17 protein-coding genes are annotated in these 17,677 nt (G+C 39.2%); 15 read left to right on the forward strand and 2 right to left on the reverse strand.

Annotated features, from left to right (window positions below; all coding sequences use genetic code 11):
• Nucleotides 1–188 precede the first annotated feature (188 nt).
• From ACH0AK_RS00150 to ACH0AK_RS00215, 14 genes are all read left to right on the forward strand, one after another.
• Entirely contained in the window at nucleotides 189–560 is a 372-nt protein-coding gene (locus ACH0AK_RS00150; RefSeq protein ID WP_499796673.1) for a phage replication protein, read from the forward strand.
• The gene (locus ACH0AK_RS00155) at nucleotides 550–906 is read left to right on the forward strand and encodes a hypothetical protein (protein ID WP_499796674.1); all 357 of its coding nucleotides are present in this window, start codon (nucleotides 550–552) and stop codon (nucleotides 904–906) included. The genes ACH0AK_RS00150 and ACH0AK_RS00155 overlap by 11 nt, the downstream gene beginning before the upstream one ends.
• Nucleotides 903–1,220 (forward strand): hypothetical protein, encoded by a 318-nt coding sequence (locus tag ACH0AK_RS00160; RefSeq protein WP_499796675.1) that lies wholly within the window; start codon nucleotides 903–905, stop codon nucleotides 1,218–1,220. Before ACH0AK_RS00155 ends, ACH0AK_RS00160 begins: the two co-directional genes overlap by 4 nt.
• Nucleotides 1,217–1,816, forward strand: coding sequence for a hypothetical protein (locus ACH0AK_RS00165; protein ID WP_499796676.1), 600 nt, complete (start codon nucleotides 1,217–1,219; stop codon nucleotides 1,814–1,816). The genes ACH0AK_RS00160 and ACH0AK_RS00165 overlap by 4 nt, the downstream gene beginning before the upstream one ends.
• A gap of 1 nt (nucleotide 1,817) precedes the next feature.
• Nucleotides 1,818–2,408 (forward strand): hypothetical protein, encoded by a 591-nt coding sequence (locus tag ACH0AK_RS00170; protein ID WP_499796677.1) that lies wholly within the window; start codon nucleotides 1,818–1,820, stop codon nucleotides 2,406–2,408.
• A gap of 13 nt (nucleotides 2,409–2,421) precedes the next feature.
• A complete protein-coding gene (locus tag ACH0AK_RS00175) occupies nucleotides 2,422–2,625 on the forward strand; it encodes a cold-shock protein (RefSeq protein ID WP_499796678.1) in 204 nt (67 codons plus the stop codon).
• 196 nt (nucleotides 2,626–2,821) lie between these two features.
• A complete protein-coding gene (locus ACH0AK_RS00180; protein WP_499796679.1) occupies nucleotides 2,822–3,190 on the forward strand; it encodes a sigma-70 RNA polymerase sigma factor region 4 domain-containing protein in 369 nt (122 codons plus the stop codon).
• 1,379 nt (nucleotides 3,191–4,569) lie between these two features.
• Nucleotides 4,570–5,586, forward strand: a complete 1,017-nt coding sequence (locus ACH0AK_RS00185; protein ID WP_499796680.1) for a DNA-binding protein — start codon at nucleotides 4,570–4,572, stop codon at nucleotides 5,584–5,586.
• A gap of 2 nt (nucleotides 5,587–5,588) precedes the next feature.
• Nucleotides 5,589–6,056 carry a type II toxin-antitoxin system death-on-curing family toxin gene (locus ACH0AK_RS00190; protein WP_499796681.1) on the forward strand — a complete coding sequence of 156 codons (468 nt, stop codon included), beginning with the start codon at nucleotides 5,589–5,591 and terminating at the stop codon, nucleotides 6,054–6,056.
• Nucleotides 6,057–6,407: 351 nt separating this feature from the next.
• Entirely contained in the window at nucleotides 6,408–8,381 is a 1,974-nt protein-coding gene (locus tag ACH0AK_RS00195; protein ID WP_226075977.1) for a DHH family phosphoesterase, read from the forward strand.
• A gap of 5 nt (nucleotides 8,382–8,386) precedes the next feature.
• Nucleotides 8,387–8,839, forward strand: a complete 453-nt coding sequence (gene rplI, locus ACH0AK_RS00200; RefSeq protein ID WP_010734553.1) for a 50S ribosomal protein L9 — start codon at nucleotides 8,387–8,389, stop codon at nucleotides 8,837–8,839.
• Nucleotides 8,840–9,028: 189 nt separating this feature from the next.
• On the forward strand, nucleotides 9,029–10,396 hold the full coding sequence (dnaB, locus tag ACH0AK_RS00205) for a replicative DNA helicase (RefSeq protein WP_010734552.1): 1,368 nt from the start codon (nucleotides 9,029–9,031) through the stop codon (nucleotides 10,394–10,396).
• 375 nt (nucleotides 10,397–10,771) lie between these two features.
• The gene (locus ACH0AK_RS00210; protein WP_010734551.1) at nucleotides 10,772–12,064 is read left to right on the forward strand and encodes an adenylosuccinate synthase; all 1,293 of its coding nucleotides are present in this window, start codon (nucleotides 10,772–10,774) and stop codon (nucleotides 12,062–12,064) included.
• 379 nt (nucleotides 12,065–12,443) lie between these two features.
• Nucleotides 12,444–13,307 carry a DegV family protein gene (locus ACH0AK_RS00215; RefSeq protein ID WP_010734550.1) on the forward strand — a complete coding sequence of 288 codons (864 nt, stop codon included), beginning with the start codon at nucleotides 12,444–12,446 and terminating at the stop codon, nucleotides 13,305–13,307.
• A 72-nt stretch (nucleotides 13,308–13,379) separates the two neighbouring features.
• On the opposite strand, the gene ACH0AK_RS00220 is transcribed toward ACH0AK_RS00215, so the two are convergent.
• Nucleotides 13,380–15,002, reverse strand: a complete 1,623-nt coding sequence (locus ACH0AK_RS00220) for an ABC-F family ATP-binding cassette domain-containing protein (RefSeq protein ID WP_010734549.1) — start codon at nucleotides 15,000–15,002, stop codon at nucleotides 13,380–13,382.
• Between the two features lie 234 nt (nucleotides 15,003–15,236).
• Here ACH0AK_RS00220 and ACH0AK_RS00225 point away from each other — a divergent pair, with 234 nt between their 5' ends.
• Nucleotides 15,237–15,758 carry an HdeD family acid-resistance protein gene (locus tag ACH0AK_RS00225; RefSeq protein WP_010734548.1) on the forward strand — a complete coding sequence of 174 codons (522 nt, stop codon included), beginning with the start codon at nucleotides 15,237–15,239 and terminating at the stop codon, nucleotides 15,756–15,758.
• A 100-nt stretch (nucleotides 15,759–15,858) separates the two neighbouring features.
• Here ACH0AK_RS00225 and spxB read toward each other — a convergent pair whose 3' ends face one another.
• Nucleotides 15,859–17,601 (reverse strand): pyruvate oxidase, encoded by a 1,743-nt coding sequence (spxB, locus tag ACH0AK_RS00230; protein WP_010734547.1) that lies wholly within the window; start codon nucleotides 17,599–17,601, stop codon nucleotides 15,859–15,861.
• Nucleotides 17,602–17,677 lie beyond the last annotated feature (76 nt).

Consider the following 17,677-nt stretch of genomic DNA (forward strand, 5'->3'; position numbering starts at 1 on the left):
CTAGAGAATGGCGTCAAAACATATGAATTCCGTTAATGATATGGTATAATATTGGTAGTTGAATAACACTGTCTGGCTGAATGAATTCAGAGGGCTATGAGTAATTCCCAATTTGTTGGGAAACTCGTAGCCCTCTTTTTGTCTCTAGCAACGAAAAGTGAGTAAAACCAACGGAAGGGAGGGCAACGATGAACAAGGAACTCAATATCAGGCAGGAAAAGTTTCTAAAAGCACTATTGGAAGCAGGAACGATTGAACAGGCTTGTAGAATGGCAGGAATCAACAAGACCACAGGCTACAAGTATTTGAAAGACGAGGCTTTTTTAGTCGAGTATCGAAAGTTACGACGTGAAGCGATGCAACAGGTCACCGCAAGGCTACAGAAGAAGTCTGAGGAAGCAGTAGGCGTTTTGGCTGAGATTATGAACGACAAGGTCAACTCACCAAACGCACGTGTCCAAGCGGCTAAGAATACGTTAGACGTTGCTTATCGATCGATTGAACTTGACGACATGGCAGAACGAATTGAGAAAGTAGAGGCATTTATGAATGATGAATAAAGCAAGCCGAGCATTGAGACAAAAGATCAATGCATTTTTACAGAAACAAAATCCACCATTGACGAATCGAGCATATGAGTTCGTTCAGTTGCAACTAGGGCTAGTGGTCAAGGAAGTACTTCCGCCACGAACGGATGATGAAGAGCAATTCATTGTTTACGGAACGCAAAATCTGATCAGCAAAGAAGATGCTCGTGTATTCTTCAATACAGCTCACAAGAACGAGTTTGTCAAAGCGTTTCAAAAGAAATATCCAGAACTAGATGTTTCTTATCAAAGCTTCACTGATAGCTGGTATGAGGAAGCGTATGAGAGCTTTTGTAGTTATTTTGGTATAAATTCATGAGAGGGAACTGGAACAGCTTAGGCGTGCGTATGAGACGCTTAGAAGACGGAATTAAGAAAATGGGCGATGATGAGCCAATTTACTATTTGCAGAAATCGGCTACCTACAATTGCCTCGCACTGACTATGAAAAATGACGTGCTACTCTTTGACACTGAAGAAGAGGCAACGAATTATCTTGATCAGCGGTACCCAAAGGGCGATGAGATTATTTTAATCGTTGATACGTGGGTAGAAATTGAACTTGATCGAGGGATCACTGATTCATTTGAGGAAAAGAAAATTATCGATAAAAGAAAGAAGGAAAAGAAATGACCTATACAGACATTATGAACCGCTTGGCAGACTATGCCGACCAAGCACAACAAGCCAACGATTCGATGGAGCGATCACTTGCAACAGCCAACGAACGTTATGCAGGCGAGTATCTAAAAGACGTTATGAAACAGATCGCCGATGAGACGGAGGGTAAGCTAGCGAAGATTCACGAATCAGCTACCAGCTACCTAGAAACCGCCATGAACAGCATACAAGTATCGCTTGATAAAAAGTTCTTTAATAACATCAGTGTGGAAAATGCTGCAGAGTTGGAATTGATCAGCAAGACCCCAGTTGATTTATTAGAAATGGAAGGGTATATCCGTAAATTTAAGGGCAACGGTGCGGCTTTACGGCGTTTAGAACAGATTGCACTAGCGAACAATTTAGAGGTACATGGAGCGTCCTATGCACGTGAAATGGGCTATAAGAAGAGCTTAGGGGACTTATTCAAGGGTTTTATTACAGCGATGAAGAGCGGGGATCATACTCGTATGAAAATCGGATTGAATATGATCACCCCTAAACTAGCGGATCATGAAGCGTTACAGGCAAAAGAGATCACTGTCACAGTCAAACGAGGAAGCTTATAATATGAGCTACAAGGATCAATTCCAAGTGAACAAAGAGAAAATCATTGCCCGTCAAGAGGAAGAAAAACAAAAATATCAAGTCATCGATGAAGCACTTGCGAAAGCTAAAAACGAATTGCAGGCGATCCCAAGCAATGAGGGGGAAAAGAATTATGATGTCGATAGTTATCTTGCAGGAAAAGAACAGGAACAACGGCGTGAAAAATTAATTTCCTTAACGCATGAAATCGAAGCCGATCGAAAACAACTCCTTAAAAAAAATAGCTACGACTTTGTCAGTGATATCAAGACTATGTATTACGGTGCTTTGTCCGGAGTTGGCCAAAAAATTGGTGATAAGACAGAAGATAAATTGAAGAAGATTGCTGCTGAGATTGTCGAGGTTATTCGTGAGGCTGAGAGTGAAATCAGTGGTGCCTATAAGGAGTTAGAGGCGCTTGGTGTGGGGGTAAGTCATTATGTAGCGATGCCTGAGAAAATCGGTTTTAGGGCGATTGCGTCACAAGAAGAATATAATTTTCGGAAATTCCACGGATCGGGATTGATCAATCAAGTATTGCTAGAAGAATTACACAAAGAAATCAACTTTTAGGAGGAAAACAACAATGAATAAAGGCACAGTAAAATGGTTCAGCAATGAAAAAGGCTTCGGGTTTATCCAAGGGGAGCATGGCGAAGACATCTTTGTCCATTACACTGGCATTGTAGCCAACGGCTTCCGTACGCTTGAAGAAGGACAGAACGTTGTCTTTGAAGCTGAGGAGACCGAGAAGGGCTTGCAGGCAGTTGAGGTTGTTGTAGTCGATTAGGTAAAGCCAAAATTAGATTGGGCGAGGACAGGGAGTTTTTTCCTTGTCCTTTTTTTGTTGGTGTGTAGTCAAAAGTACCGAAACGTTACTTTAGGTTACTGACAAGTAACTATTACTGATTAGATTCTGCCACTAGTGGCAGAAGGGGGGAACGTTTCGTTACCCCCTTTATCATTTACAAAGGAGCGATCACTTAATGACCCCACTTATTCGAGAAGCTAAAAATGTCTTGATGAATTATAGGCGCTTAGCACGTCTCACAGGCTGTTCGTACTCGCTTGATGAAATATATCGGGTGACAGAAGAAAGCTTCATGAGCGAAGCCACAGTGCCACAGTGTGCAGGTGAACATTGCTTGAATTGTCAGCTTGCCATTATCACAGTGTGGCAAGCATTACCGAGTAAAGAGCAACAAGTCATTTTCTATACGTATTTAGGCAAAGAACCAATGAGAATGATCGAAATAGCGGAAAAGATGGATTACTCCTTGAAATCTATTGAGAAGTTCAAAGCGCAGGGGAGTATGCGGTTTTTAAGTGAATTTAAACAGCGTTACAAATTGTAACGTGGTTTTACTGGAAAAAGAGTAAAACTATCTAGCTAAGTCGAAATAATCGACCTAGTAGCATTGGCAACGAGTGGGTACGAAATTCGTACTCACAAATAAGCTCAGGTGATCCGTAAACATTGCATTAGGCGAAGGTGTACCGAAAATATCGTTGCTGTCATAGGGTTGTAAGAAATTCGTACTAGCAAATCGGCGCTTTGACCGTGTTAGACAAAAATGTCTGTAACGAACAGCGTCGAAATTTTCGACCTAGTTAAGGGTGTGACGAAAAACGTCGCAGGCTGATCCATACCCGCCAAAATGGTCGACATGAAACATCATTCGGCGGAATTTTCCGCCCAATAGAAGATATCCCCAAAATTGGGGATAAGTAGTTTATCCGTTTTTTCGGAAAAACGCATGTTACAGAGATGACCTATTCGACCGCTACCCCATGAACTGACCGAAAAAAATCGTTATGGCAGATCGCACCGACGAAATTCGTTGTCGCAAAAGTGCTAGGTACCCATTTGATTGACTCCTTAAAATTGTAGCCATTCAGAACGACCACAAAATTTAAGGGTTTGATAACGAATCATTATTGAGTGATGATGACCTAACGGATCAGGAGATCATCGCAGTTAGGTAGGGTGGCTCAATTTACGCCTACCTTATAAGTCGATATGGAACTGAGACATAACGGAATCCGAGGTCACACAGAGTGATAGCGAAAATGCTAAGGTCGTTCAGAACGACTTTAGGAGGCGTAAAAATCAACGAGAGAAAAACTGCGTTGGCATAAGGTCAATTTGATTGACTTTAGCTGAGAGCAAAATTGCGTTGAGTATAACGAAAAAGAGCGCCCATCCTGTATACGAGTGCGCTCTTTATTCTAGTTGGCTATCCAATTTGCTTTACCCTACCGCCTATCCTAGATGCAAATTCTTCAGCATCAGACTTGCTCCGGAACCGTCTTGCTTCATATTTAAGACGTGTACGGCAACCGCTAGGGGTGATGTAGCCATGTAGCACTTTGACTGCGTACATAATGGATCAGCTCCTTTCTTGGTGCTTAGTATAGAGTGTACATATAAAGAGTTCATAAAGGAAGTGCGAAGAAATCAATAAAGATTTTTTGAGTAAAAAAGGGGTAACCCAAAAATGTCCGACCCTGGGGCCCTGAAACAGGGCGCCCTCATTTTATATTCAATTCCTTTTCTTTTTCAGTTTTTCCTATTTTGGGGATTGTGTTTTCTTTTATTCTTGATAATATTTAATATAGAAGCTAAAGACTGTCAAAAATTTATTTAACTGACCGACAAAAATGTCGGTCAGTCAATGAATAAAGTTGATATACAAGTATTTATATTACTTAAAGATAGAGAAAAGGTGATAAAGTGAGTAATGATTTAACAGAATCATATTTAGATAGACAAAATATATTAAATAATAAAATAGCAATTAGCGAAGCAGAAAATGAATATGAAATGAAGGGGGTAATGTTTGAAGGAGTTCAAAGGTACTCAAATCAACAAATTGCTGATTTTTTTGAAGTTGATATAAGAACTATAGAGCGGGCAATAGAAGCTAATCGAGAAGAATTAGAGCAAAACGGTTTACAGATATTAACCGGAAAAAAATTAGCAACGTTTAAAGAAACCGTATTAAATGAAACTGATTCGCATATTGCTGTGGGAGTAAATTCAAGAAGCTTTTCAGTTTCTTCTTTTAGAACTGTTTTAAACTTTTCTATGCTTATAAAAAGTAGTGATAGAGCACGTATAGTCAGAACAAGAATGTTAGATTTAGTTTTAGAGTTGCTTACAAAAAAAACTGGTGGCAAAATAAAACACATTAACCAAAGAGATGCTTCCTATCTAGACCGTGCTTTTGTAGAAGAATCAGAAAGGAAAAAATTTACTGGTGCGCTAAATGAATTTGTTGATATGAATCAATATAAATACGCTTTCTTTACAGATGAAATATACAAGTCGGTTTTTTTGGAGAATACTAAAGAATATAGAGAAATTTTATCATTGGCCAAGAGGGATAATGCTCGTTCCACTATGTACAGTGAGGTATTGTTAATAATTGCAAGTTATGAAGCGGGAATTGCCTACGAGATTGAGAAAAAAAGTAATTCATTAAATAGGAAGCTGACTAAACAAGAAACGTTGGATATTCTACGTGACTTTGCAAACCATCCAGCACAAAAACCATTGATTGAAGATGCAAGACTTAAGATGGCTAGTAGAGATAACGGATTTCGTAATGCTTACCATGATAAATTAGCAGAGTATATAAAACCCATACCTGAGAGTGATTATGATAAATTTCTTGGTGAGCAAAGTAAAGCTTTGGAAGAACAAATCGAAGAACATCGTGATGTATTTGAAAGACTGAAGGACAAATAGCTATGAGCAATAATTATAGATATTTTGAAGTTGAGCACGCATTAGAAACCCACGATATGATATTAGAAAAAACTGGCGGTGTACCTGGCATTAAAGACCGAGGTTTACTAGAAAGTTCTTTATGCCACATGCAAAATGATATATATTATCCTACATTTGAAGAAAAAATAATACATTTGGTTTTTTCTGTGGCCAAAAATCATGTATTTATGGATGGAAATAAAAGAACATCTATCTCTCTAGGAGCTTATTTCTTAATAATCAATGGGTACCCAAGCTGGATTATTAGCGATTTTATTCTACAGATGGAAGATTTAGTATTGTTATTAGTAGAAAATATTCTAACTAAAGAAGAATTCGGAGACTATATTGCTTTAATAATTAGTGAAAATCCACTACCAGAAAGTCTTCAAATTAAATTAATAAATGCATTGCTGGAATTAAAAAGAAGAGAAAATAATAGATGCTAGTAAAAGAACTTTATAAAATGTGCCCCACGCTAGATGAAGAATTGTGAATACGGAATTGAATCCGATTAAAATTAATTCTGTTAAACTGTGTTAAAATAAAATTACCTAATTTTGCAATAAATACCAACAATTTAAAACGTGTTAAAGCCCATTAAATAACGAAAATATTTGTTGGCGAAGAATAATTCGCTTTAGGAATGATTCTGTAGGAATACCCAATCGTTTCAAACCATTACAGAGGAAGTTATGACTACTGTCGTGACTTCCTCTTTTTGTTCCATTTAGGTGTTTAGTCGCTTACATGACATGAGTTATGGTAAAATTAGGCTAATCAGTTACGGGAGGAAAGACATGGATAAAGAAAAAATAAAAGTAAGCCCGAGCCCTCTGCTCATTCTTTTATTGATCCTTGCAGAAGTTTTGGTTGTATTATTGATGCCATTTCGCTTGATCAGTGCGTTGTTCATCCTGATCGTGAATCTATTTTGTATTCGTTATGGTTTAAAGATGAAACGGTGGTTGACTCTAAGGAATCGTGATAAGATCCAACAAGCTTCCACAGTTGCGGAATCCAATTTGAATTATGTTTCTGAGATCATGCCAGTCGGAATCATCTCTTACCAACCAGCGACACAAACCATTGATTGGCTGAATCCTTTCGCATTGAATGTGAAAGACCAAAGCTCTTTATTGGAAGCAGACTTGTTAGAAACTTTTTTTTCAGCAAAAGAAAAAAAGAAAAATCAAGTCTATTTAGCTGACAAAACGTTTCAATTTGAATTGGATACGGTGAAAGGGGTCGTTTATTTTATTGACGTGACCCAGAACCAACTACTGAAGATCCATCAAGTGAATAGCCAGCCAATCATCGGGATTCTTTCAATCGATAACTATGCAGATACGGTCGATAAATTGGATGAAAAAGAAGTTTCTTATTTGAACTCCTTCATTACGACACTGATTTCTGACTGGATGAATGAATATCATGTGTTTTTTAAACGAATCAATTCAGAGCGCTTTTTCTTTTTTGGACAGATGAGTGACTTAAAGAAAATGATGGATAAGAAATTTGATCTCTTAGATCGCGTACGAGCAGAAGCTGAAAGACAAAACCATCCGTTGACCCTTAGTATGGGAATTGCCTATGGACAACAAACACTAGAAGAAATCGGTAGCGAAGCTCAAAATAACTTAGATATCGCTTTGGTTCGTGGTGGGGATCAGGTCGTGGTGAAAGAAGTTCGTGAAGGAGCGAAACCTACTTACTATGGTGGGAAATCAGCAACGACCATCAAACGTACGCGCGTTCGTTCACGGGCGATGAGTACTGCTTTACGCAAAATTTTTGATGAAACAGGCGATGTATTTATTATGGGGCATCGCTTCCCTGATATGGACGCTATCGGTTCAGCCGTTGGAGTCAGTTGTCTGGCGCGCTTCAATCAGAAAAAAGCCTATATCGTCATCGATGAAAAAGAAATCATTCCAGATGTGGAACGCTGTTTAACAGAAATCCATAAAGAACCAGAGTTGGAGATGCAATTGATTACGCCAGAACGCGCAATGGAGCTTAAGAAAGACAAGGATCTACTCGTAATGGTCGATTACCATAAACCATCGCTATCGATCTCTCAGAGCCTTTACGAGCAATTTGATAAGATCGTGATCATTGACCATCATCGTCGAGGCGAAGAGTTTCCAAGCAAACCGCTCTTAACGTATATTGAATCTTCTGCGTCTTCTGCCTCTGAATTAGTCACAGAATTAATCCAATACCAAAGTAGCCGAACCAATCGGATCAGCCGTTTAGAGGCGACGTTGTTGTTAGCTGGCATGACCGTTGATACGAATAACTTCAATGTGCGAACGACAGCACGTACGTTTGATGTTGCAAGCTATTTAAAGACTTGTAGTGCGGACGCATCCTTAGTACAATATTTATTGAGCTCTGATTTAGCCACTTATTTAGAAATCAGCCACTTGATCGCCCACAATGAACAAGTGACGGAGGATATTGTGGTGGCAGCAGGGACGGATGAAAAAGAGTATAATAGTGTTATCGCAGCAAAAACAGCAGATACGTTGCTCTCAATGGTCAATATCAATGGCGCTTTCGTCATTACGAAACGGACGGATGGCTTAGTTGGTATCAGTGCCCGCAGCACAGGAACGATCAATGTCCAATTGATCATGGAATCCTTAGGCGGTGGCGGACATTTCACCAATGCGGCAACACAACTGGAAAATGTGACTGTAGAAGAAGCAAAACAACAACTGCTCGCTGCTATCCAAGAAAATATGAATCAATTATATAAAAAGGAGTAGATGAGATGAAAGTCATTTTCTTACAAGATGTTAAAGGCAAAGGCAAAAAAGGCGATGTCAAGGAAGTTCCTACAGGCTATGCGCAAAATTATTTGATCAAAAACAATCTGGCAAAAGAAGCAAATAAAAGCAGCATCAGTCAGTTAGAAGGACAGAAAAAAGCCCAAGAAAAACAAGAAGCAGAAATTCTTGAAGAAGCCAAAAAATTAAAAGAATTTCTTGAAAAAGAAGAAACAGTCGTGGAATTAAAAGCCAAAGCAGGAGAAGATAGCCGTTTATTTGGCTCGATCCCATCGAAACAAATCGCTGAAGGCTTGAATAAGCAATACAAAGTAAAATTAGACAAACGTAAAATTGAGTTGAACAACCCAATTCGTACGTTAGGCTATACCAACGTACCTGTGAAACTACACCATGAAGTAACTGCAACGATCAAGGTACACGTTGTCTCTGAATAAACGAAAAGAACATGTGACGAAATCACTTCGATAAATCAGCCGCAGAGGACAAAAATCGCTTTCGATTATTTTTGACTTTTGCGGCCTATTTTCGAAGGAAGAGCTTTTGGAACAGATGTTCATTTTAGGGATGACTTTTCTGCCATTTTCTTGTAAAATGAAGCAATTGAAAGCAAGGAGCGATAGAATATGAGTGAAGTGTGGCAGGATCGAATTCCACCGCAAAATATTGAAGCTGAACAAGCGGTTCTAGGTTCTGTTTTTCTAGACGCTGAAACGATCATCGATGCCATGGAGTACATAGAACCGAAAGATTTTTATCGTCGGGGACATCAAATCATTTTTGAAATCATGATCGAATTGAATGACCGTAGTGAAGCGATTGATGTCGTGACCGTCAAAGATCGTTTGGAGCAACGAAATCTCTTGGAAGATGCTGGTGGAGTCAGTTACTTATCTGATTTAGCTTTAGCTGTACCAACGGCAGCGAACATTGTCTACTACGCAAAAATCGTGGAAGAAAAATCATTGCTCCGTAATTTGATCCAAACAGCAACAGGGATCGTGACTAGAGGATTTGAACAAGGAGAAGAAGTCCAATCCATCTTAGATGATGCGGAACGTAGCATCCTTGAAGTATCAGAAAAACGTAACCGTAGCGGGTTCTTATCTATTGCGGAAGTCTTGAATTCTACGATTGAAAATATTGACCAACTCGCGCAAAACAATGAAGAGATCACAGGTTTGCCAACTGGTTACCAAGGATTAGATAAAATGACTGCTGGCTTCCAAGCAGAAGAGCTGATTATTTTGGCTGCACGTCCGGCAGTAGGGAAAACAGCCTTTGCCTTGAATATTGCCCAAAATGTTGGTACAAAAACGGATCGTTCTGTAGCGATCTTCAGTCTAGAGATGGGGGCAGAATCACTGGTCAACCGGATGCTTTGTGCGGAAGGTTCGATTGAAGCGAGTCACTTACGTACGGGACAGCTGTCCGAAGAAGAATGGTCCAATTTGATTGTTGCGATGGGTAGTTTATCGAAAGCAAATATCTTTATTGATGATACACCAGGGATCAAAATCTCTGAGATACGAGCAAAATGTCGGAAACTTGCACAAGAAAAAGGAAATCTAGGCTTGATACTCATCGATTACTTGCAGTTGATCGAAGGAAATGGGAAAGAAAACCGTCAACAAGAAGTATCCGATATCTCACGTCAATTGAAAAAACTAGCGAAAGAATTAAAAGTTCCCGTCATTGCTCTTTCCCAGCTTTCTCGTGGAGTGGAACAACGCCAAGATAAACGACCTGTCTTAAGTGATATCCGTGAGTCTGGTTCGATTGAGCAGGATGCGGATATCGTGGCATTCTTATATCGTGATGATTACTACGAACGTGAAGGTGGCGAAGATGGTGATGCGCCAGAACCACAAAACGATAATGTGATCGAAGTCATCATTGAAAAAAACCGGAGTGGAGCAAGGGGAACGGTCGAATTGCTCTTTATCAAAGAATACAATAAATTTTCCTCGCTTTCTCCGCGAGAAGAATATTAGGACGAATAAATCTGAATAAATCAAACATCGAGGTCGGGACAGAAGTGTTTAGCCTCGAGAAATAAGGTGCCAGCCACGAAAATTGTTCTTCAAATTTTTGTGGCTGGCGCTTTATTTTTCAAAGAGGTTATTTCTATTCCCACCGTTTATTCGATTTTTGGTGGTGCGAGAGGACGAATGTCCGAAGATGGTTTTTCAAACTCAGTTAGGTCAGGCGCCTACTTGTTAGTAACCAATGGAACATAGAAAATTATAATGTTCGCTTTTTAAACGTTTTCTCTAAAATATATTAAATATCATTCGATTTTAGTTGAATAAAGTTTGAAGTATTGTTACAATAATTCAGGATTAAATAATATTAAATGAGGTGTTCAAATGTCATCTGTAGTAGTAGTGGGTACACAATGGGGCGACGAAGGGAAAGGAAAAATTACTGACTTTCTTAGTGAAAATGCTGAAGTGATCGCACGGTACCAAGGTGGCGACAATGCGGGACACACAATTAAATTCGATGGTGTTACGTATAAACTGCACTTGATTCCTTCGGGGATTTTTTACAAAGATAAAATCAGCGTGATCGGGAATGGTGTAGTAGTCAATCCGAAATCTTTAGTCAAAGAATTGGCTTATTTACATGAAAAAAATGTGACGACAGATAATTTACGTATTTCTGATCGTGCGCATGTGATTTTACCGTATCATATCAAATTAGACCAATTGCAAGAAGATGCAAAAGGAGAAAATAAAATCGGTACGACCATCAAAGGGATTGGCCCTGCTTATATGGACAAAGCCGCTCGTGTCGGTATCCGTGTAGCCGATTTATTAGATAAAGAAATTTTTGAAGAGCGTTTACGAGTGAATCTAGACGATAAAAACCGTCAATTTGTGAAAATGTTCGATTCAGAGCCAATTGAATTTGAAGAAATCTTTGAAGAATACTACGAATATGGACAACAAATCAAACAATACGTGACGGATACATCAGTTATCTTAAATGATGCGTTAGATGCAGGAAAACGTGTTTTATTTGAAGGCGCACAAGGTGTGATGTTGGATATCGATCAAGGAACGTATCCGTTTGTTACCTCATCAAATCCAGTGGCTGGTGGTGTGACGATCGGTAGTGGTGTCGGACCTTCAAAAATCAATAAAGTGGTCGGTGTATGTAAAGCTTACACTTCACGTGTGGGAGATGGCCCATTCCCTACTGAATTGTTTGATGAAACAGGTCAACAAATTCGTGAAGTCGGTCGCGAATATGGTACAACGACTGGACGTCCACGTCGTGTCGGCTGGTTTGATACAGTCGTGATGCGTCACTCAAAACGTGTGTCAGGTATCACGAATCTATCATTGAATTCGATCGATGTCTTGAGCGGTTTGGAAACAGTGAAAATCTGTACAGCATACGAATTAGACGGTGAACGAATCTATCATTATCCAGCGAGTTTGAAAGAATTGAACCGTTGCAAACCAATCTACGAAGAATTGCCAGGTTGGTCAGAAGACATTACTGCTTGTCGCACACTAGCTGAATTACCAGAAAATGCTCGTAACTATGTAAGACGTATCTCAGAGCTTGTAGGCGTGCGTATTTCAACATTTTCAGTAGGTCCTGACCGAAACCAAACAAATATCTTAGAAAGCGTGTGGGCGCAAATCTAAGCCTTTCAGTGATGATTCGCTAACAGGAACATTCTTTAAGAATGAGTGGACCACTGAAATCACGAGAAATAAATGAAATCGGGACAGAAGTGTTTAGCCTCGAGAAATACGGCGACAACCACGAAAATTGTTTTTCTAATTTTTGTGGTTGTCGCTTTATTTCCCAAGAGATTACTCCTGTTGCCATTATTTATCGGTTTTAGAGCGACACACAAAAATGAATGTGACTTTTGTTTTAGACTGATCGTATTCATTTAAGCGTTCGCTTGATTTGCTTGTACCAAGTACAACGAATATAAGAGCTGAAGTTATTTAAAATTAAAGGAGTTTGCTATAATAGACTGCGATGAAAAGTGGAGAAAAAAAGGAGTTGGAACGAATGTATCAAATAGTCACAGATTCATGTTGCGATCTGCCCTATCAAGTGTTGGCAAATGCAAATGTTGATTTTTTATCCATGGAGATCCAGATTGGTGAGGAAATACGAATCGATGATCTGGGAAAAACATTTGATTATGAAGGGTACATCCAACAGTTACGTGAAGGAGCAATGCCTACGACCTCACAAATCAATGTGGGTCGCTATTTGGAGTTCTTCCGTAGCTATGTGGAGAAAGGTATCCCAGTCTTGTACGTTGCTTTTTCGAGTGGCATGAGTGGTTCTTACAGCAGTGCCTTACAAGCAGTCGAATTATTGAAAGAAACCTATGAGGACCCGCAAGTTCATGTGTTTGATACGAAAGCCGCAAGTATCGGGGAAGGACTACTTGTATTAGAAGCTGTTCGTTTGAAAGAATCGGGTTATTCTTTGGAAGAAACATTGGCTTGGTTACAAAATAATTACCTCAAAGTTCATTCTTGGGTAACCGTTGATGATTTAAAACATTTAGAACGTGGAGGACGCATCTCTAAAGCAAGTGCTGCTATTGGTAGTCTGTTAAGCGTGAAGCCGATCATTACCGTTGAACCAAGTGGTCATTTGAAGAATGTCGATAAAGTGCGTGGTAGAAACAAATCCATTCAGAAAATCGTGGAGGAAACGGTCAAAACGATCGTAGCTCCATTGGAACAAACGGTGTATATCGCTTATGCCGGAGACCTAGAAAGTGCTGAGAAAGCCAAAAAATTATTAGAAGAAAATATCAAAACAAAAGAAATCAAACTCTATCCCTTAGGACCAACGATCGCCAGTCATACAGGCTATGGGTGTATCGCCATCTTTTCAATGGGTGTGAGTCGATAAAAAAGAAAAACAGCTGTACAACGTAAGATTACTCACGTTGTAAAGCTGTTTTTATAGTTATTTTTGGAATATTTAGTTCCACAATTGTTCTAATTGTTTTTGGATGTCTTTGTTCTCTAAGAATTCATCATATGTCGTATCTGCACGATCGATCACGCCTTTATCAGAAACAGCAATGATACGATTTGCTAACGTTTGGATGAATTGGTGGTCATGAGAAGCAAATAGGATCGAACCTGAAAATGCCATCAAACCATCATTCAATGCAGTAATTGATTCTAAATCTAAATGATTCGTTGGGTCGTCTAAGACAAGGACGTTTGCTTTTGAAAGCATCAATTTAGAAAGCATGCAACGCACTTTTTCGCCCCCAGAAAGAACATTCACGGGTTTTAGTACTTCCTCTCCAGAAAACAACATACGACCTAAGAAGCTACGTAAGAACGTATTGTCGTCTTCTTCTTTACTTGCATATTGACGTAACCAATCAAGAATCGTTAAGTCCGTATCGAATTCCTTCGTTGTATCCTTTGGTAGATAAGCATTGCTAGTTGTTACACCCCAACGGACAGTACCGGTATCAGGTGTTAGATCGCCCATGATAACTTTAAATAGCGTTGTAGTTGTTATATCGTTTTCGGCAACGAATGCTACCTTGTCTTCTTTGTTTAATGTAAATGATATATCATCTAAAATCTTTTTACCATCTATTGTCACACTAACGTTTTCTACCTGTAGTAAGTCATTTCCAATTTCACGCTCTGGTTTGAATCCAACGAAAGGATAGCGACGTGAAGAAGGTTGGATATCATCCAATGTGATTTTTTCTAACATTTTTTTACGGGATGTCGCTTGTTTTGATTTTGACGCATTTGCACTGAAACGTGCGATAAAGTCTTGTAATTCTTTGATTTGTTCTTCTTTTTTCGCATTGGCGTTTGCTTGTAACTTAGTTGCTAATTGGCTTGATTCTAACCAGAAATCGTAGTTTCCTACATAAAGCTTGATTTTTCCAAAGTCTAAATCTGCCATGTGGGTACATACTTTATTCAAGAAATGACGGTCATGGGAAACAACGATCACTGTATTCTCAAATTCGATCAAAAATTCTTCTAACCAGTTGATCGATTGGATATCTAGTCCGTTTGTCGGCTCATCTAAAAGTAAAACATCTGGTTTACCGAATAGCGTTTGTGCAAGCAACACTTTCACTTTTTGGCCACCAGTTAGTTCGCTCATCAATTGATGATGCAACTCTTCAGGAATATTTAATCCTTGGAGTAAAACGGCTGCTTCTGGTTCTGCTTCCCATCCGTTTAATTCTGCAAATTCGCCTTCTAATTCTGCCGCACGAATCCCATCTTCATCTGTGAAATCTTCTTTCATATAGATGGCATCTTTTTCTTTCATTACTTCATATAAACGTTTATGACCCATGATTACTGTTTCCATCACAGTATATTCTTCATAGTCATAGTGGTTTTGTTTCAAAACAGCCATACGTTCATCTGGACCTAATGTGACAGAGCCTGTTGAAGGTTGCAAGTCACCTGATAATACTTTAAGGAATGTTGATTTACCTGCGCCATTTGCTCCAATTAAGCCATAACAATTGCCGGGAGTGAATTTTATATTAACATCATCAAATAGTTTGCGATCTGAAAAGTGCAAACTTACATCATTTACAGTAATCAATTTTTTTCCTCACTTTATGTTTATAATATTTGCCAAGTCTTCTAGAATTATATAGGGGAATGTTGAAAGTTTCAAGGAAATCAGTAATTCTTTACGTTTCACGTGAAACAATCAAAAGAAGAAAAGAGATAAACCGTTTTTTACAACTAAAGCATTTTCATAAATGCTAAATTTTTGAAGTTATTTAAATGGGGGCGTAAGATAGAAATAGATTAGAAGAAAGTAGGGATTAAAATGAAAGAAAGTAGAAAAATTGATTGGGGTTCACTTATTTTGGGGATACTATTTGTTTTAGTTTCCTTGATTTCTTTTCGCGATCCAGTAGGTAACTTAGTTGCTATCGTTATTGTATTTGCTATTTTTGCGATCCTAAAAGGATTATTTGAGTTATTTCTACGTAGTCGAGTAAAAGAACTGACAGGATATAAAGGGAAGATGCCGATAGTGATTGGGATCATTGATTTATTGATTGGGATCTTTTTCATTTTCAATATTGGTGCGGGGGTAGTTGCACTACCATTTGTCTTCGCTGTTTGGTTTATTATTGATTCTGTTTTGGCTTTATTTACTGCTGATTTATTCAGAGGAATAAGCGAAGGACATTATTGGTTTACAGTGGTCATCAATGTATTGGGTATCTTACTAGGTATTATTTTATTATTCAATCCTTTATCCTCTGCGTTGACGCTAAGTTTTTTAGTTGGATTTTATTTTATGGTCGTTGGGATCAATCAGATCGTTTATGCGTTTAGATGATTAGTAATAAAATAAGTGTATGAAATTTGAAAAAGATCCACCTCAAATCCTATCAATTTGAGGTGGATCTTTTCTCACTAAGTTGTGGTTTACTGGACTTTTACAACTGTTTAGAAAGATGATGCGTATATATTTCATGAAGCACCGGCATATCATGTACTTCGTATTTTTCTTTGAAGCGCTCAATTTCTTCTTCGCTATACTTTCTTGGGTCTAAGTGTAAGTCTTCGACAGGTAAGGGCCGTTTGTTGGGGATCTTGACGTCGATCACGACTGGTCGATCAGATTTCGCCGCAGCATCTAAGGCAGGGCGTAATTGTTCGTAGTGTGTGATCGTGAAGCCATCGGCACCTAAGGCTTCGCAGGCTTTCCCAAAATCAGCTTGTTCAAGGGAAACACCAAATTTTTGTTGTTCAGTATCTTCTTGTTCTGCTTCGATAAATCCGAATGAATCATTTGAGAAAACGACATTGATGATTGGCAACTGATAGCTGACTTGAGTCAAGATATCTTGCATCACCATGGCAAAACCGCCGTCTCCGCTCAAAGTAAAGACTTGTCTCTCCGGAAAGCTTAATTTAGCGGCGATTCCGCCGGGTATACCATTTCCCATCGTCGCAAACCAACCCGAAGTAGTGTGTAACTGCTCACCAGTCATGTTCAGTAAACGAATCGAATGAATGGTCGTATTTCCAACATCTGTCACAAAAATAGCATCACGTTCGGCAATTCGGTTGATTTCTTTATAGACCGCTTCTGGTCGAATCGATTTCTCCGTGGGTTCTTCAAAGGACGTTAACCAACGCCGCCAATTGCGAAGATTTTCTTGATTGGCTAGATACCAAGCATCTTCTGTGCGTTCGTTCCCCAATTCAATCAGTTTTTCTAACGTTGTTTTACCATCCCCTAAAATAGCTAAATCGGTATGATGACGGCGGCCGAATTTGGCGGCATCAATATCGACTTGGATAAAAGCAGCTTCTGGATTGAAAAAGGTTCGCCCAAAAGGAAAGTCACTTCCTACAAATAAAATCAAATCGGCTTCTGCTAATGCTTCATTCGCAGGTTTTGTCGCTACCCGACCTGCAAATCCAAGAAAATTTTTGTCTTCATCTGGCACGATTCCTTTTGCTAAAACAGAGGCAACCACGGGCATTTTGAAATATTCGGTAAATTTCTTGATCTGATCATAGCCATGACGAACACCTTGACCGATGAACAAGACAGGTTTTTGAGCTTGTTCGAGATAAGGAAGGGCTGCTTTCACGTCTTCAATCTCAGGGAGGATCACCCCTGTTTTGTACGTAGAAGCATTAGAAACATCCTGCCACTCGATTTCTTCAAAACCAAAATCAACTGGGATCGTCACAACAGCGACTCCTTGATGTGCATAAGCTGCCTTGATCGCTTCATCAACGACATAAGGTAAACTTTCAGGTGTCATGACTGTCCGATTATAAACACTAACATCAGCGAAAATTGGATTTTCATTTAATTCTTGAAAGGCAGTATAATTCATAGAAGTCGAAGCCACTTGCCCTAAAAGGGCGACAACTGGGACGTGATCCATTTGAGCATCGTAAAGTCCGTTGATCAAATGAGTGGCTCCAGGACCAGCTGAGCCAAAGACAGCTCCGACTTTTCCTGTTAATTTGGCATCCGCTGCGGCAGCTAACGCGCCTACTTCTTCATGACGTACTTGGATATAATCGATTTGGTCTTTTTCATGGTACAACGCATCCATAATGGAATTGAACGAACCACCCGGAATCCCATAAATATGATCAACTCCCCAGCTTTCAAGCACTTTTACCATGGCAATACCGGCATTTATCGTTGACATTTTGATCCACTCCCTAAAAAAACAAATTATATTTATTGTCTAAAGTATAAATCTTCCTTATCAAAAGCCCAACTAA

It is taken from the genome of Enterococcus pernyi, from assembly GCF_045371165.1.
Taxonomy (GTDB): Bacteria; Bacillota; Bacilli; order Lactobacillales; family Enterococcaceae; genus Enterococcus_B; species Enterococcus_B pernyi.

Bases quoted from the DNA above. Each gene is read 5' to 3' on its own strand.
- ACH0AK_RS00150 (WP_499796673.1), top strand. From the start codon at position 189: ATGAACAAGGAACTCAATATCAGGCAGGAAAAGTTTCTAAAAGCACTA.
- ACH0AK_RS00155 (WP_499796674.1), top strand. From the start codon at position 550: ATGATGAATAAAGCAAGCCGAGCATTGAGACAAAAGATCAATGCATTT.
- ACH0AK_RS00160 (WP_499796675.1), top strand. From the start codon at position 903: ATGAGAGGGAACTGGAACAGCTTAGGCGTGCGTATGAGACGCTTAGAA.
- ACH0AK_RS00165 (WP_499796676.1), top strand. From the start codon at position 1,217: ATGACCTATACAGACATTATGAACCGCTTGGCAGACTATGCCGACCAA.
- ACH0AK_RS00170 (WP_499796677.1), top strand. From the start codon at position 1,818: ATGAGCTACAAGGATCAATTCCAAGTGAACAAAGAGAAAATCATTGCC.
- ACH0AK_RS00175 (WP_499796678.1), top strand. From the start codon at position 2,422: ATGAATAAAGGCACAGTAAAATGGTTCAGCAATGAAAAAGGCTTCGGG.
- ACH0AK_RS00180 (WP_499796679.1), top strand. From the start codon at position 2,822: ATGACCCCACTTATTCGAGAAGCTAAAAATGTCTTGATGAATTATAGG.
- ACH0AK_RS00190 (WP_499796681.1), top strand. From the start codon at position 5,589: ATGAGCAATAATTATAGATATTTTGAAGTTGAGCACGCATTAGAAACC.
- ACH0AK_RS00195 (WP_226075977.1), top strand. From the start codon at position 6,408: ATGGATAAAGAAAAAATAAAAGTAAGCCCGAGCCCTCTGCTCATTCTT.
- rplI (WP_010734553.1), top strand. From the start codon at position 8,387: ATGAAAGTCATTTTCTTACAAGATGTTAAAGGCAAAGGCAAAAAAGGC.
- dnaB (WP_010734552.1), top strand. From the start codon at position 9,029: ATGAGTGAAGTGTGGCAGGATCGAATTCCACCGCAAAATATTGAAGCT.
- ACH0AK_RS00210 (WP_010734551.1), top strand. From the start codon at position 10,772: ATGTCATCTGTAGTAGTAGTGGGTACACAATGGGGCGACGAAGGGAAA.
- ACH0AK_RS00215 (WP_010734550.1), top strand. From the start codon at position 12,444: ATGTATCAAATAGTCACAGATTCATGTTGCGATCTGCCCTATCAAGTG.
- ACH0AK_RS00225 (WP_010734548.1), top strand. From the start codon at position 15,237: ATGAAAGAAAGTAGAAAAATTGATTGGGGTTCACTTATTTTGGGGATA.
- spxB (WP_010734547.1), bottom strand. From the start codon at position 17,601: ATGTCAACGATAAATGCCGGTATTGCCATGGTAAAAGTGCTTGAAAGC.